Below are 13264 nucleotides of genomic sequence, written 5' to 3'. Positions count from 1 at the left end.
CACGTCCTCCGTGGATGCGGCCGGTCAGCTTGCCGAACAGCTCGGCAGGCCGGCCGTGTCCCCGGTACGGATCTTCTCCAACGACCGCGTCGCGTCCTTGATCGTCTTCACCCGGACCAGGGTGAGGCCGCTCGGGATGTCCGAGGCCGCGGTGGCGCAGTTCTGGTCGGGCGTGAGGAAGTACCGCGCGCCCGCGTTCCGCGCGCCGACGAGCTTCATCTCGATACCACCGATCGGGCCGACCTCGCCCTTGTCGTCGATGGTCCCCGTACCCGCGACGAACTTGCCGCCCGTCAGCGAGCCGGGTGTGAGTTTGTCGACGATGCCGAGCGAGAACATCAGCCCGGCGCTCGGACCGCCCACGTCGGCCAGCTTGATGTCCATGGTGAACGGGAACGTGTGATCGGTCCCCGCCTGGATGCCGACGATCGCGCGGTCACCTTCGTCGGACTTCCGCGTGGTGATCGTGACCTTCTCGGTGGCCGTCGGCTCCTTGCCGGACTTCTCCGCCGCCTTCGCCTCCTTGGCGGGCACGATGGTGAAGACGACGTCCTCGCCCGGCTTGTGCTTCGTGACGAGCTTCGCCACGTCCTCGGGCGCCTTGATCTCCGTGCCGTCCACGGCCTTGATCACATCGCCGGCGTGCAGGGTGCCCTCGGAGGGGCTGTCCTTGATCACCGAGGAGACGATCGTGCGGGAGGAGTACGGGATGCCCAGCTCGGCCAGGGCGGAGACCTTGGCGCTCTCCTGGGACTGGCTGAACTCCTCCGCGTTCTCCTGCGTGGACTGCTCTTCCGTCTTGCCGTCCGGATACAGGGTGTCGTGCGGCACCACGACACTGTCGTGGGCCAGCCAGCCGTAGACCGCCTCGACGATGTTCATGTTGTAGTCCGCGCCCGTGACCCTGACCGTCGTCATGTTCAGATGACCCGACGTCGGATACGTCTTACGACCGGAGATCTGGAGTACGGGCTCACCGCCGGCGTCGCCCAGTGTGTTCACCGTCGGCCCCGGGCTCATCTCCGAATACGGGACCTTGATGAGCACACCCGCGCAGAGCAGCGCGATGAGGACGAGGGTGGAAGCGAGCATCGTCGCGGTGCGGCGTGGCATGGAACGACAGTACGGGAAGGCTCTGTCAGTGCACCCCCGGGGCCGGTCCGTACGAGGTCACAGGGGCCGTGGCCCGGACCGACGGGCCCACGGGGCCCACGGACTCAGACCGGCTCGGACTCGGTCTCCGCCTTCTCCATCGCGTCACGGAACCGGGCATAGCCGTTGAGCTCGGCCATGTCCCCTATCGTGCGGTCCCTGGAGACCCAGCTTCCCCATATCGCCGCGCCAACGGCAGCGAAAAGCGGGATCAACAACCAGGCAAGTGCGGCCATACCGACCTCCCGACCCATGAGTGTCTGTGAACTGACCGATCAGCAGATTAACCATCTGCAGCACCAACGCTGCTGGCCGGAAGGCGGTTACGCAAATCGGGCCGTACGGGTGGAGGCCCCGGTGGAACCCCCACCCGTCGCCCGACCGCCACCCCTCAAAGAGGCGCTACGCGCCCACCCATTCCTCTGTTCCGTCCGAGAACTTCTGGTGCTTCCAGATCGGCACCTCGTTCTTGAGGTCGTCGATCAGCTTTCTGCACGCCTCGAACGCCTCCGCCCGGTGCGGACAGGAGACCGCGACGATCACCGCCAGATCTCCGACCTCCAGATCCCCCACACGGTGGACGGCGGCCAGCGCGCGCACCGGATGACCGGCGACGATCTTCTCCGCCACCCGCCGCAGCTCGGCCTCCGCCGACGGATGGGAGGAGTAGCCGAGGGCGTCGACGTCCGCGCCGCCGTCGTGGTTGCGCACCGTGCCCACGAAGAGCGCCGTACCGCCCGCCGCGTCCTCCCCCACCGCGCGGAAGACCTCGTCGACGCTGAGCGGGGTGTCACGGATCGCGAGCAGCCGGATGGGGTCCTGCGCCGCCTGCTCGCCCGGGTGGGAACGCGTACTCGCCATGGGACCCATCGTGCCGTACGGCACCGGCGCCATGGAACGGGCGTTCCCCCGGACCGGAGCAGGGCGAGCAGGAGCGCGGGGCGAGGCCCGCGCGGGTGGCTCAGATCCGGCGCCGCGCCTTGCGGGCCCGCCGTACCAGCGCGGCCGTACCGAGCAGCGCGACCGTCGCGCCCGCCGCACCCGCCGCCGTGGCGTCCTTGCGGCCCAGACGGCGTCCGGCGACCGTGTGGCGGCCCTCCACCTCTTCGAGGAGGGCGGTGAGGACCTCCTCGTTGGTCCACCGGGGGCGCCAGCCCGCGTCGTGCAGCCGGCTCACGCTGACCACCCAGGGGTGCATCGTGTACGCGAGGTCGCCGGCCGGGGACGGTGTGAGGCCGATCCGGTGCAGCCGGGCGGCGGCGCCCAGGGCGACCGCCGAGGGCAGCTCCATGCGGCGGATGCCGCTCAGCTCCTCGACCTCCTCCTGTTCCAGCCAGCCGTCGCAGCCGACCGCGAACTCCCCCTCGGCCTTTTCGAGCGCCGCGTACTCCAGCGCGCTCACCAGGTCCTCGACATGGCAGAACTGCCAGGTGGGGCGGGATCCGGCGACGACGAGCAGCCGTGGCGACTCGAAGTAGCGGGTGAGGGCCGTGTCCGTACCGCCGACGAGGACGGCGGGCCGTACGACCGTCACATTCAGGCCGGGGTGCGCGCGGGGAGCGCGGCGGCCGAGCCGTTCGATCTCCAGGAGGTCGCCGACGCCGGTGGCCTCGGCGGTCGCCCGCAGTTCCGCGTCCTCGGAGAGCGGGATGTCGTTGTCGGGCAGGGCGCCGTAGACCATCGCCGAGGTGCAGAGCACGACCCGGTGCACCCCGGCCGCCGCGGCGGCCGTGAGCACGGTCTGTGTACCGCGCACGTTGTACGCGGTCCGGGCGGCGGCGTCGGTCTCCAGGTCGAGGTCGAGCGCGAGGTGCACGACGACGTCGGCCCCGCGCAACTTCTCCGCGATGGCCGGATCACGGACGTCGAGGATGTGCCACTGGGCCTCGGAGACCTCCCCTCGGCGCTCGTCGATGGCGATGACCTGCTTGATCTCCTCGGACGCGGCCAGGCGCCGGGTGAGCAGGTCACCGACGCCGGAGGCGGCGCCGGTGACCGCGACTACGGGGCCGCGGGACGGGGTCGGGGTTGAGCGGTTTCGCGCTGCGCGAACCTGCGGATCTGGGGAACTCACCGGGCGTCTCCAGCGGTTGTCTTCAATACGTACGTGAATGGCGCGTACGTACCAGGTGACGTCCATCCTGCCGCAGGCCATCCGCCGACGGAGCATCGAGCCCGGAAGCCACCGGGTGTCGAACCCGTTCCGACCCGCGGCACCGCCCGTACGAACCCTGTGCCGCTTAGGCTGGGTGGTGAAGTCGGGCAGTCGCCGCCGACAGAAAGTCGGCGGCCCTACGAGCCGAGGAACCCCGTGAGTGACACACCATTCGGATTCGGCCTTCCGCCGGAGGAGCCGGAGGACGGCGACGGCAAGAAGAAGGACCCTGCCGGAGGTGGTCAGGGTGCCGGTGGCCAAGGCGCTCAGGGCAACCCCTTCGCAGGATTCGGGCTGCCCGGTGGCGGCGGCGCGGGCGGCGCGGACAATCCGTTCGCCGCGATGTTCGGTTCGCTGAACCCCAACGACCTGGGGGCCGCGTTCCAGCAGCTCGGCCAGATGCTGAGCTACGAGGGCGGTCCCGTGAACTGGGACATGGCCAAGCAGATCGCCCGCCAGACGGTCGCCCAGGGCACCGCCGACGGCACGAAGGACGAGAGCGTCGGCCCCGCGGAGCGCGCGCAGGTGGACGAGGCGGTGCGGCTGGCCGACATCTGGCTGGACGGCGTGACGTCGCTGCCCTCCGGTGCCAACGCCTCCGTGGCGTGGAGCCGCGCCGAGTGGGTCGAGGCGACGCTGCCCGCGTGGCAGCAGCTCGTCGACCCCGTGGCGGAGCGGGTGGGCACGGCCATGAGCGAGGTGCTGCCCGAGGAGATGCAGTCGGTGGCGGGCCCGCTGATCGGCATGATGCGCTCCATGGGCGGCGCCATGTTCGGCCAGCAGATCGGGCAGGCCGTGGGTGTGCTGGCCGGTGAGGTGGTCGGCTCGACGGACGTCGGGCTGCCGCTGGGCCCGGCGGGCAGGGCCGCGCTGCTTCCCCTGAACATCGAGGCGTTCAGCAAGGACCTCGGTGTCCCCAAGGACGAGATCCGGCTCTATCTGGCGCTGCGCGAGGCCGCCCACCAGCGGCTCTTCGCCCATGTGCCGTGGCTGCGGTCGCACATGTTCGGCGCGGTCGAGGGCTACGCCCGCGGGATCAAGGTGGACACCTCCAAGCTGGAGGACGTGGTCGGCCAGTTCGACCCCGGCCACCCCGAGGAGATCCAGGAAGCGCTCCAGCAGGGCATGTTCCAGCCGGAGGACACCCCGGAGCAGAAGGCCGCGCTCGCCCGGCTCGAAACGGCGCTGGCGCTGGTCGAGGGCTGGGTGGACGCGGTGGTCCACGAGGCCGCGAAGAACCGGCTGACGGCGGCGGACGCGCTGCGCGAGACGCTGCGCAGGCGCCGGGCCTCCGGCGGTCCGGCCGAGCAGACGTTCGCGACGCTCATCGGGCTCCAGCTCCGGCCCCGCAGGCTGCGGGACGCCTCCCGGCTGTGGGCCTCGCTCACGGACGCGCGGGGTGTCGACGGCCGCGACCGGCTCTGGGAGCACCCGGACATGCTGCCGACGGCCTCGGACCTGGACGACCCGGACGGCTTTGTCCACCACGAGCAGCTCGACTTCTCCGAGCTGGACAAGATGCTCGGTGAGGCGGCCGACGGCAAGCCGAACCTGCAGAAGGACGACACCGACAACCAGGGCGACCAGGGCGACAAGAAGGACGACACCGACAAGTGAGCCTGCATGACGACGCGATCCTCGTCCTGAAGGGGTACGAGGGGGACGAGCCCGCCCAGCGGGAGCTGAGCGGGCTCTATCTGGACCATCTCGCGGCCCACCCGGACGGGATGTGGAAGGCGTGCGGGGCCGGGCATCTGACGGCGAGCGCGCTGGTCGTCGACCCGGAGCGGGGGCGCGTGCTGCTGACCCTGCACAAGAAGCTCGGCATGTGGCTCCAGATGGGCGGCCACTGCGAGCCGGGTGACCCGACGCTGGAGCGCGCGGCGCTGCGGGAGGCCGGGGAGGAGTCCGGGATCCCGGACCTGACCCTGCTGGCGGGTGGCCCCGTACGGCTCGACCGGCACCCCATCCCGGCGCCCTGTCACTGGCATCTGGATGTCCAGTACGCGGCGCTGGCGGCCCCCGGCGCGGTCGAGGCCATCAGCGAGGAGTCGCTGGACCTGCGCTGGTTCGCGTACGACGAGGTGGCGGAGGTGGCCGACGGCTCGGTCGTCCGGCTGCTGGAGCGTACGCGGGTGCTCCTGGGCGCCTGAGACGACGCGGGGGGGCGGGTTCCGTTGGAACCCGCCCCCGTGACCTGGGCGGACCGGGTCACCTGCTCCAGGCGTTGTTCTGGTTCTGCCCGTGCGCGCCGCTCTGGCCGACGCCGTACTGCGCGCCCAGCCCCTGGCCGATCTCCGCCTGCTGCGGCGGCATGACCTCGCTCGGCTGGACAAGGGCGAAGCCCTGTCCCAGGAAGCTCAGCTCCCAGCCCTCGCCGGTGGAGCCGCGCCGCCGCCGTATCCCCGAGGAGTGCGTCTGTGCCTGCATCTGCACCCGCAGCGCGGAGGACCAGGCGACGACCGCGTCGGAGTCGGCGTTGACGTACTTGTCCGGCGTGACCTCCATCATCAGCGGCTGGCCCGAGGTCATCAGCGCGACCTTGCCCCGCCCGGAGATGTTGAGCTGGTACTTGCCGGAGCCGGAGATTCCGTACTGGCTGTCCACCGCGACGACCTCGCTGTGGAGCGTGGAGTCGAGCGCCAGGACGTAGGCGCTGTCCACCGTCATCCCGTCGTGGTCGACATCCACCACATGGATGTACTGGGCGAGGTTGGCCAGATAGACCGTGCCCTGCCCGGAGCAGCGCATCAGGTCGAGGCCCTCGCCGGTGGTCGCGCGCGCCCGGCGCTGGCCCTGCGACTGGTACTCACCGTCGAACTCGATGAGCCCCTGGTAGGCGACCATCGCGCCCTTCCGGGCGAGCACGTCGTCCTGGCCGGTGAGCGCGACCCGCAGGAGCTGCGGGTTCTGGACGGCGTAGCGGTCCTGGGACTGCTGTTCCGTGTGCGCGAAAAGCGGACTCTGCATGGTTCCTCGCTCCCCTCAGCCCCGGATCCGCAGGCGGTCGGTGCTGTCCTCGCTGGGCTGGACGACGACGATGCCCTGGCCGGAGAAGGCCATCTGGTATGCCTCTCCGCTGCCCCGCCCGATCAGCGAGGACGCCTTGAAACTGCGCTTGCCCTTCACCTTGAGGCCGGGTGACCAGGCGACGAGCGCGTCGGGGTCCACATAGGTCTCGTCCTCGCCGCGTCCGCAGTCGACGACGACCGGGGTGCCGCGCGAGGTCAGGGCGACCCAGCCCGTCCCGGAGATCTGTACGTTCCACAGGCCCTGGCCGGCGAACTTGGCCAGCCCCTTGACGCGTTCGACGCCCCATTGGAGGTGCGCGTCGAAGGCGAGCAGGTTGGAGCCGTTGACGGAGAGCGCGTCGTTGTCGAGGTTGATGACGACGACATCGGCGCCGTAGTCGGCGAGATAGAGCAGTCCGTCACCCGCGCACTTCATCACGGGGGTGGTCTCGCCGGTGACCCACTGGGAGGCGATCTGGCGGACGGCGGGCGGGTTCGGCTCGTACTGGATGAAGCCCTCGTAGGCGACCATCGAGCCGGTGCGCGCGTAGAGGTCGTGGCCGGAGGCCATGGCGACCTTGAGCATGGAGCGGCCGTGGTTCTCCATCCGGGCCGCGACGGGGGTCGGGGCGAAGCCCGCGAGCTGCTGGTTCATTGTCCGGGCTCCCTCAGACCTCGTACGGCTGGACGACGATGAAATTGCCGGGCGCTCCCCGGAACTGGAGGTTCACGGTCTCCCCGCTGTGGCCGGGGTACGCGTTGCGGCGCAGCCTGACCTGGCTGGAGATGATCACCTGTGCGGCCGCCGACCAGGCGACGACGGCGTTGCAGTCGGCGAAGGTCGTGGGCGTGACGGGCAGCACCACGGGGGTGCCGTGGGTCTTCACGACGACGGTGCCGGTGCCCTGGAACTGCATGGTGAACAGGGCGCCGCCGGGTATGCCGTGGCCCTCGATGCGGCGGACCTCGTACTGGAGGCTCTCATCGAAGGCGAGGACGTTCTCCGCCGAGACGCAGATGCCGTCGCCCTGGAGTTCCACGGGGTGGAGGTGCGCGCCCTCCTCGGCGAGGAAGACCTGACCGCGTCCTGTGCAGCGCATGAGCTGCATCTCCTGGCCGGTCGCGTTGCCGACGACGCGGCCGACGAAGCCGGCGCCCTTGTAGCCGAAGTCGACCTTGCCCTGGTACATGACCATGCTGCCCTGGCGGGCCAGGACGGGGCTGCCGCCTTCGCCGAGGTCGATCCGTACGAGCTGGCCGTTCTGCGAGGTCCAGCGCTGCCCTGTGGGCGCTTCCTTGTACGGCTGAAGGGCCGCCTGGAGACCGGAGCCGCCGGCGGGCACACCCTGCGGGACGCCCTGGGGCGCGCCGGGCGGCTGCTGCCCGAAGGGCGCGGGGGCACCGTACGGGGACGGCGCCCCGGGCGGCATCTGGCCCGGGACCTGGCCCGGCATCTGGCCCGGGACCTGGCCGAACTGGGGCTGTTGCGGCTGCTGGGGCGGCTGCTGGCCGTACGGGGACGGCGCGGGCGGCGGCGGTACGGTGCCGCCCTGCGGGGGCATCGGCGCCACGATGGTCGGCGCGGCGTGCACGGACTGCGGAGCCGGTGCCGGGGCCGGTGCTGGCGCCGGGGCCGGTGGTCCGGCGGGGGCGCCGAAGGACGGTGCGGGCGCGGTGGGCGCGGCGGGCGGGGCGAAGCCCGGGACCGGGCCGCCGCCCGCCGGGGGCTGCGGCGCGGCGGGTTCCTCCTCGGCGACCTCGCCGCCGAAGTTCTTCAGCAGCGCGTCGAGTCCGCCGTCGAAGCCCTGGCCGACGGCGGCGAAGCGCCAGACGTCCTTGAGGTAGAAGTCACCGAGCATGACGGCCCGCTCGGTGGTGAACTCCGCGCCCGTGAACGCGTACCGGACGACTTCCTCGCCACCCGCGACGATCCGGATGTATCCGGGGCCGACCTGCGACATCTGTCCCGCGCCGTCGATCGTGGCGGTGAACGACAGCTTGTGGACGGCGTCGGGGACACGGTCCAGCGTGACCCGGAAGGACTCCGTGTCGCCGGCCTGGGCCCCCAGCAACTGGATGGATTCCTCCGGCGACTTCGGCTGGTTGAAGAAGATGAAGTACCGGTCGTCCGAGAGCTTTTCGTCGGCGTCGAGACCGAAACAACTGATGTCGAAGCTCAGCCCCGGAGCCGCGATCTGCACGCCCACGTACAGATCCGTCCCCGCCGTGAGATCACTGACCTTGGCCTTGTGGCCCCGCTGGAATTCCCGTGCCATACGTAACGACCGTCCCCCATCCCGAATGCCAATGCGTCGCGCCAGGCTAACGGCTGGGTCGGACAATCGGCCAAGTCGGTACAGACTCGGTACAGGACCGGTGAAGGGAGTTTCCCCTGACGGCGGTGGCTGAGGACGGCGGCGACCGGATCTTCGCGGAGGCGCTGTCGCGGGCCTGCTCCGCGCTCATTCCCCGGCTTCGGCGTCGGCCGTGTCCGCTGTCCCGTCCGTGTCCACGTCGTCCGCCTCGGCGCCGTCCGGGCCGTTCCCCCCGCGCGTGAGGGGCAGATGCGGAAGCCGTTCCGCCGCGACCACGCCTTCGAGATAGCCGCGGGCCCGCTCCGTGCGCGGGTACGCCTCCAGCAGCCGCCAGAAGCGCGGGCCGTGTCCCGGCACCAGCAGATGGGCCAGCTCATGGACGAGGACGTAGTCGACGACGTACTCCGGCATGCCCTGCAGCCGGTGCGAGAGCCGGATACTGCCCTCGGCGGGGGTGCAGGAGCCCCAGCGGGTGTTCTGGTTGGTGACCCACCGGACGGAGGCGGGCCGCGCCCTGCCGTCGAAGTACTGCGCGGAGAGCTGTTCGGCGCGCTCGGTCAGCGCGCTGTCGCCGAGGACCCGCTTGCTCTCCTGGGCGGCGAGTTTGTCGAGCATCACCGAGACCCAGCGGCGCTCCTCCGCCTCCGACATCCGGGCGGGGATGAGCACGATCGTGCGGTCGCCCTCGCGGTACGCCGAGACCGTTCTGCTGCGACGGGCGCTTCTGCGGACCTCGACAGCGCTCGTCCCCGAGCCGCGGAGCGGGCGGCTGAGGGAAGGGTCGGCGGGCACGCCCTGACGTTACCCGCTCAGCGCGGCGGAAGTCCTGCCTCCTGAAGGGTTCCGCCTCCTTCCCCGCATGTGCGCTCACCATTCGAACGACTAATACCCGTGGCTGTGGATAACTTTCTGCGCGGTCGGCCGCCGCCTTGCATTCTGGGATCACGGATCAGCGGGAACGGGGAGGCCGACATGCGTCCGATGATGAAGCCCGCGCTGCGGCGCGCCTGGCGGGACCGGCACACGGTGCAGTTCGGGGTGACGCCCGCGCACGCGGTGGTGATGGGACCGGTCGACACGGCCACGGCCAGTTTTCTGGGGCTGCTGGACGGGACGCGCGGGCTGCCGCTGCTGCGGGAGGAGGCCCGCGCGATGGGGCTGCCCGACGGACTGGTCGAGGAGCTGGTACGGCGGCTCACGGCGGCGGGGGTGCTCGACGACCCGGGGGCGGGCGGCCCGGCGGCCGACGCGCTGCGCGGCAGGACGGGGGAGGTCGAGCGGCTGCGGCCCGACCTCGCGTCGCTCTCCGTCCTGCATCCGGAGCCCGGGGCGGGGCTGCGGAAGCTGGCCGCGCGGCGGTCGGCGCGGGTGCAGGTCCGGGGCGCGGGCCGGGTCGGGGCGGCCGTCGCCGCGGTGCTCGCGGCCTCGGGGGTGGGCCGCGTCGATGTGCTGGACGGCGGATGCGCGACGGCGGGGGACGTGGCGCCCGGCGGACTGCCGGAGCACTCCGTCGGTGAGCGCAGGGACCTGGCGGCCCGGCAGCTCGTCCGGCGGTCCGCGCCCGGCCGTCTGCCGAGGGCGTCAGGGTCCCCGGAATCGGCGGAGGGCGAGCCGCCGCTCTCCCTGGTGATCGTCGCGCCGCGCGACGGGCTCGCGGCGTACGCACCCGATCCGGTGACGGCGGAGCCGTGGCTGACCACCGGTACGCCTCATCTCTACGCGGGGGTGATCGAGGCCACGGGGCTGGTGGGGCCGCTGGTGCTGCCCGGCGGCACGGCGTGCGCGGGGTGCGTCGCGCGGCTGCGGGCCGATCACGATCCCGGGTGGCCGAGGATGCTGGCCCAGTGGCGCTCGGGACGCGGGGCGGGCGCCGTACCGGCCTGTGATCTGGCGCTGGCCACCACGGTGGCGGGGCTGACGGCGGCTCATGCTCTGTCGTTCCTCGACGGGGAACTTCCGGCGAGTACGGGTGCACGATGGGAGGCGGCACTGCCGCTGCTGGACTGGCAGCCGGAGCGGATCGCGCCCCATCCGGACTGCCCGTGCGGGGCGGCCGGACGGCGAAGGGGGGAGCGCGTCGCCGGAACGGGGGCGTCGCACGACACAATGGCGGGGTAACCGCCGTACGCGGCACGGCTGTCTGGGATTAGGAGGGGCTTCATGTCTGATCTTCCCCGGAAGGCGGTCACCCGCACCGCGAAGCTGGCCACTCTGCCGCTGGGCTTCGCAGGCCGGGCCACCTGGGGTCTGGGCAAGCGGATCGGCGGCAAGTCTGCCGAGATCGTCACCCGGGAGCTCCAGCAGCGCACGGCGGACCAGCTCTTCAAGGTCCTCGGGGAGCTGAAGGGCGGCGCGATGAAGTTCGGGCAGGCCCTCTCGGTCTTCGAGTCGGCGCTGCCCGAGGAGATCGCCGGGCCCTACCGGGCGGCGCTCACCAAGCTCCAGGAAGCGGCGCCGCCGATGCCGACGCACACGGTGCACGCGGTGCTGGCGGAGCGGCTGGGCGAGGAGTGGCGGGAACTGTTCCTGGAGTTCGAGGAGAAGCCCGCGGCCGCCGCGTCGATCGGCCAGGTGCACCGGGCGGTGTGGCACGACGGGCGCCAGGTCGCGGTGAAGGTGCAGTACCCGGGGGCCGGGGAGGCGCTGCTCTCCGATCTGACGCAGCTCAGCCGCTTCGCGCGGCTGCTGGGGCCGCTGATCCCGGGGATGGACATCAAGCCGCTGATCACCGAGTTGCGGGACCGGGTCTCCGAGGAGCTGGACTACGCCCTGGAGGCGGAGGCGCAGCGGGCGCACGCGGTGGAGTTCGCGGACGATCCGGACGTGGTGGTGCCGGAGGTGGTGCATCAGGGCGAACAGGTGCTGGTGACGGAGTGGATGGACGGGGTTCCGCTGGCGGAGGTGATCTCGGACGGCACGCCCGAGCAGCAGGACCGGGCGGGCCAGCTCCTGGCGCGGTTCCTCTTCTCGGGCCCGGCGCGTACGGGGCTGCTGCACGCGGATCCGCATCCGGGGAACTTCCGGCTGCTGCCGCCGGCGGACACCGGGGAGTCGCGGGACGAGGAGCGGGAGGAGGCGCGGGAGGGCGCGTACCGGCTGGGGGTGCTGGACTTCGGGACGGTGGACCGGCTGCCGGGTGGGCTGCCCGGGATCATCGGTGAGGCGCTGCGTCTGACGCTGGAGGGCGACGCCGAGGCGGTGTACGAGCTGCTGCGCGAGGAGGGGTTCGTCAAGGAGTCCATCGATCTCGACCCGGACGCCGTGCTGGAGTATCTGCTGCCGATCATCGAGCCGGCCGCGGTGGAGGAGTTCACCTTCACCCGGAGCTGGATCCGTACCCAGGCGGCGCGGATCGCCGACCCGCGGTCGCCGGCCCATCAGTTGGGCAAGCAGCTCAATCTGCCGCCGTCGTATCTGCTGATCCACCGCGTCACGCTGAGCACGATCGGGGTGCTCTGCCAGCTCAACGCGACGGTACGGCTCAGGGACGAGCTGGAGGGGTGGCTGTCCGGATTCCTGCCGGACCCGGACCCTGACTCGGAGCCGGACGCCGGTTCGTTTCCCGGCTCGGTTCCGGACGCGGAGCCGGTGGAGGCGGCGGTGGACGCGGGAGCCTGAGCGTCATGGCCCGCGTCACCACCAGGTCGGGTCGAGTCTGCTCTCGATCGCCGTGATGTGCGCGCGGCAGCAGTCGTCGCAGAGGTAGGAGCGGCTGCCGTGGTCGATGGCGCAGCTCCAGGTCGGTGGCGGGGCTTCGGCCGTGAGGCCGCAGCGGGCGCAGACCGCCTTCTCGGCGTTCTCGGCACCCGGCGGTTCGAAACTCGGCACGCGCCGACGATAACCCCGCCGGGTGTCCCGGCGCAGGACAACGCACGGAGCGAGGGCCGGTCCCTGAGGACCGGCCCCCTTGTGTGCGTCCGTTGTGTCCGACGCCTACTGCATGACGGCCATGGCCAGCGCGCGGCGCGCGCGCATCGACACGCGCTCGGCACGACGCTGCATGCGCCGCGCGGTGACCAGGCGTACGGCCCGGCGTTCCGCGTCGGCTTCACGCATGCGTTCGTTCATATGCGCGCGAGCCAGGGCTTCTGGAATGAGTTGCATCTCGCGGGTCCTGTTCTGACGCGAGTCGTTCGCGCCCATGGTGGTGACAACTGGGGTGGCGGAGCCGGAGGGCTCGCTCAGGGAAGAGGTCATCGGAGCCTGCTTCTGGGGATCGTGCGTGAAGGGACGGTCGATGGTGCCGACGGTGTTCATGCCGTGACCGGGTTCTTGCGCGGACGGCCACGCGGCCGCTTGCGGGCCACGACGACCCCCTGGACGAAGAGTTCGCCACCCCAGACACCCCACGGCTCGCGCCGCTCCTTGGCGCCGGCGAGGCATGCCTCGATCAGCGGGCAGGTGCCGCAGAGGGCCTTCGCGTACTCGACGTCGGCCGGGGACTCGGCGAAGAAGACCTCCGGGTCGTAGGCACGGCAGGGAACGGGTACGCCGAGGTTCTCGATGGCGTCGTCAAGCGCGGTGAGCGCGGTCAGCGGGGTCAGCGGGGTCAAGGTGGAGTCCTCCGTGGGGACGGGCGGGGTGATCGGTTCTGAAGGCGGTACGGACGGGGCGTGCGCTTCGAGTTGCAC

At 71.4% G+C, this 13264-nt stretch carries 15 protein-coding genes; 4 read left to right on the top strand and 11 right to left on the bottom strand.

From position 1 onward, the window contains the following. Positions 1 to 24: 24 nt before the first annotated feature. The 4 genes from ACIO3P_RS19185 to ACIO3P_RS19170 form a co-directional block, all read right to left on the bottom strand. The gene (locus ACIO3P_RS19185) at positions 25 to 1113 is read right to left on the bottom strand and encodes a PDZ domain-containing protein (RefSeq protein WP_329829275.1); all 1089 of its coding nucleotides are present in this window, start codon (positions 1111 to 1113) and stop codon (positions 25 to 27) included. A gap of 104 nt (positions 1114 to 1217) precedes the next feature. Beyond that, positions 1218 to 1388: a hypothetical protein gene (locus ACIO3P_RS19180; RefSeq protein WP_329829274.1), complete on the bottom strand. Its 171-nt coding sequence runs from the start codon at positions 1386 to 1388 to the stop codon at positions 1218 to 1220. A 166-nt stretch (positions 1389 to 1554) separates the two neighbouring features. Continuing rightward, positions 1555 to 2013, bottom strand: a complete 459-nt coding sequence (locus ACIO3P_RS19175) for a molybdenum cofactor biosynthesis protein MoaE (RefSeq protein ID WP_399292585.1) — start codon at positions 2011 to 2013, stop codon at positions 1555 to 1557. Positions 2014 to 2113: 100 nt separating this feature from the next. Next, positions 2114 to 3226 (bottom strand): SDR family oxidoreductase, encoded by a 1113-nt coding sequence (locus tag ACIO3P_RS19170; RefSeq protein ID WP_329829272.1) that lies wholly within the window; start codon positions 3224 to 3226, stop codon positions 2114 to 2116. A 237-nt stretch (positions 3227 to 3463) separates the two neighbouring features. Here ACIO3P_RS19170 and ACIO3P_RS19165 point away from each other — a divergent pair, with 237 nt between their 5' ends. Beyond that, complete coding sequence (locus ACIO3P_RS19165; protein WP_329829271.1) at positions 3464 to 4924, top strand: zinc-dependent metalloprotease; 1461 nt, start codon at positions 3464 to 3466, stop codon at positions 4922 to 4924. Next, positions 4921 to 5460 (top strand): NUDIX hydrolase, encoded by a 540-nt coding sequence (locus ACIO3P_RS19160; protein WP_329829270.1) that lies wholly within the window; start codon positions 4921 to 4923, stop codon positions 5458 to 5460. Before ACIO3P_RS19165 ends, ACIO3P_RS19160 begins: the two co-directional genes overlap by 4 nt. 58 nt (positions 5461 to 5518) lie before the next feature. On the opposite strand, the gene ACIO3P_RS19155 is transcribed toward ACIO3P_RS19160, so the two are convergent. The 4 genes from ACIO3P_RS19155 to ACIO3P_RS19140 form a co-directional block, all read right to left on the bottom strand. Further along, complete coding sequence (locus ACIO3P_RS19155) at positions 5519 to 6277, bottom strand: AIM24 family protein (RefSeq protein ID WP_401851289.1); 759 nt, start codon at positions 6275 to 6277, stop codon at positions 5519 to 5521. 15 nt (positions 6278 to 6292) lie between these two features. Further along, positions 6293 to 6973: an AIM24 family protein gene (locus tag ACIO3P_RS19150; protein ID WP_329829267.1), complete on the bottom strand. Its 681-nt coding sequence runs from the start codon at positions 6971 to 6973 to the stop codon at positions 6293 to 6295. A 13-nt stretch (positions 6974 to 6986) separates the two neighbouring features. Beyond that, positions 6987 to 8594, bottom strand: a complete 1608-nt coding sequence (locus tag ACIO3P_RS19145; protein ID WP_401851292.1) for a TerD family protein — start codon at positions 8592 to 8594, stop codon at positions 6987 to 6989. Between the two features lie 186 nt (positions 8595 to 8780). Then, entirely contained in the window at positions 8781 to 9425 is a 645-nt protein-coding gene (locus tag ACIO3P_RS19140; RefSeq protein ID WP_329829265.1) for a M48 family metallopeptidase, read from the bottom strand. A 180-nt stretch (positions 9426 to 9605) separates the two neighbouring features. Between ACIO3P_RS19140 and ACIO3P_RS19135 the strand changes: the two genes are divergently transcribed. Further along, positions 9606 to 10751 (top strand): TOMM precursor leader peptide-binding protein, encoded by a 1146-nt coding sequence (locus ACIO3P_RS19135; RefSeq protein ID WP_401851294.1) that lies wholly within the window; start codon positions 9606 to 9608, stop codon positions 10749 to 10751. Between the two features lie 42 nt (positions 10752 to 10793). After that, positions 10794 to 12251, top strand: a complete 1458-nt coding sequence (locus tag ACIO3P_RS19130) for an AarF/ABC1/UbiB kinase family protein (RefSeq protein ID WP_329829262.1) — start codon at positions 10794 to 10796, stop codon at positions 12249 to 12251. Between the two features lie 15 nt (positions 12252 to 12266). Here ACIO3P_RS19130 and ACIO3P_RS19125 read toward each other — a convergent pair whose 3' ends face one another. From ACIO3P_RS19125 to ACIO3P_RS19115, 3 genes are all read right to left on the bottom strand, one after another. After that, complete coding sequence (locus tag ACIO3P_RS19125; protein WP_329829261.1) at positions 12267 to 12461, bottom strand: hypothetical protein; 195 nt, start codon at positions 12459 to 12461, stop codon at positions 12267 to 12269. Between the two features lie 105 nt (positions 12462 to 12566). Continuing rightward, positions 12567 to 12890, bottom strand: a complete 324-nt coding sequence (locus ACIO3P_RS19120; RefSeq protein ID WP_329829260.1) for a hypothetical protein — start codon at positions 12888 to 12890, stop codon at positions 12567 to 12569. After that, on the bottom strand, positions 12887 to 13264 hold the full coding sequence (locus ACIO3P_RS19115; RefSeq protein WP_329829259.1) for a WhiB family transcriptional regulator: 378 nt from the start codon (positions 13262 to 13264) through the stop codon (positions 12887 to 12889). Before ACIO3P_RS19115 ends, ACIO3P_RS19120 begins: the two co-directional genes overlap by 4 nt.

This window comes from Streptomyces sp. NPDC087310 (genome assembly GCF_044744405.1).
Taxonomy (GTDB): Bacteria; Actinomycetota; Actinomycetes; order Streptomycetales; family Streptomycetaceae; genus Streptomyces.
Note: the sequence above shows the minus strand (reverse complement) of the source record. Positions and strands in the feature narration are given on the sequence as shown.

Excerpts from the sequence above, each read along its gene's own strand:
- ACIO3P_RS19185 (WP_329829275.1), bottom strand. The coding sequence starts at position 1,113 with ATGCCACGCCGCACCGCGACGATGCTCGCTTCCACCCTCGTCCTCATC.
- ACIO3P_RS19180 (WP_329829274.1), bottom strand. The coding sequence starts at position 1,388 with ATGGCCGCACTTGCCTGGTTGTTGATCCCGCTTTTCGCTGCCGTTGGC.
- ACIO3P_RS19175 (WP_399292585.1), bottom strand. The coding sequence starts at position 2,013 with ATGGCGAGTACGCGTTCCCACCCGGGCGAGCAGGCGGCGCAGGACCCC.
- ACIO3P_RS19155 (WP_401851289.1), bottom strand. The coding sequence starts at position 6,277 with ATGCAGAGTCCGCTTTTCGCGCACACGGAACAGCAGTCCCAGGACCGC.
- ACIO3P_RS19150 (WP_329829267.1), bottom strand. The coding sequence starts at position 6,973 with ATGAACCAGCAGCTCGCGGGCTTCGCCCCGACCCCCGTCGCGGCCCGG.
- ACIO3P_RS19145 (WP_401851292.1), bottom strand. The coding sequence starts at position 8,594 with ATGGCACGGGAATTCCAGCGGGGCCACAAGGCCAAGGTCAGTGATCTC.
- ACIO3P_RS19135 (WP_401851294.1), top strand. The coding sequence starts at position 9,606 with ATGCGTCCGATGATGAAGCCCGCGCTGCGGCGCGCCTGGCGGGACCGG.
- ACIO3P_RS19130 (WP_329829262.1), top strand. The coding sequence starts at position 10,794 with ATGTCTGATCTTCCCCGGAAGGCGGTCACCCGCACCGCGAAGCTGGCC.
- ACIO3P_RS19120 (WP_329829260.1), bottom strand. The coding sequence starts at position 12,890 with ATGAACACCGTCGGCACCATCGACCGTCCCTTCACGCACGATCCCCAG.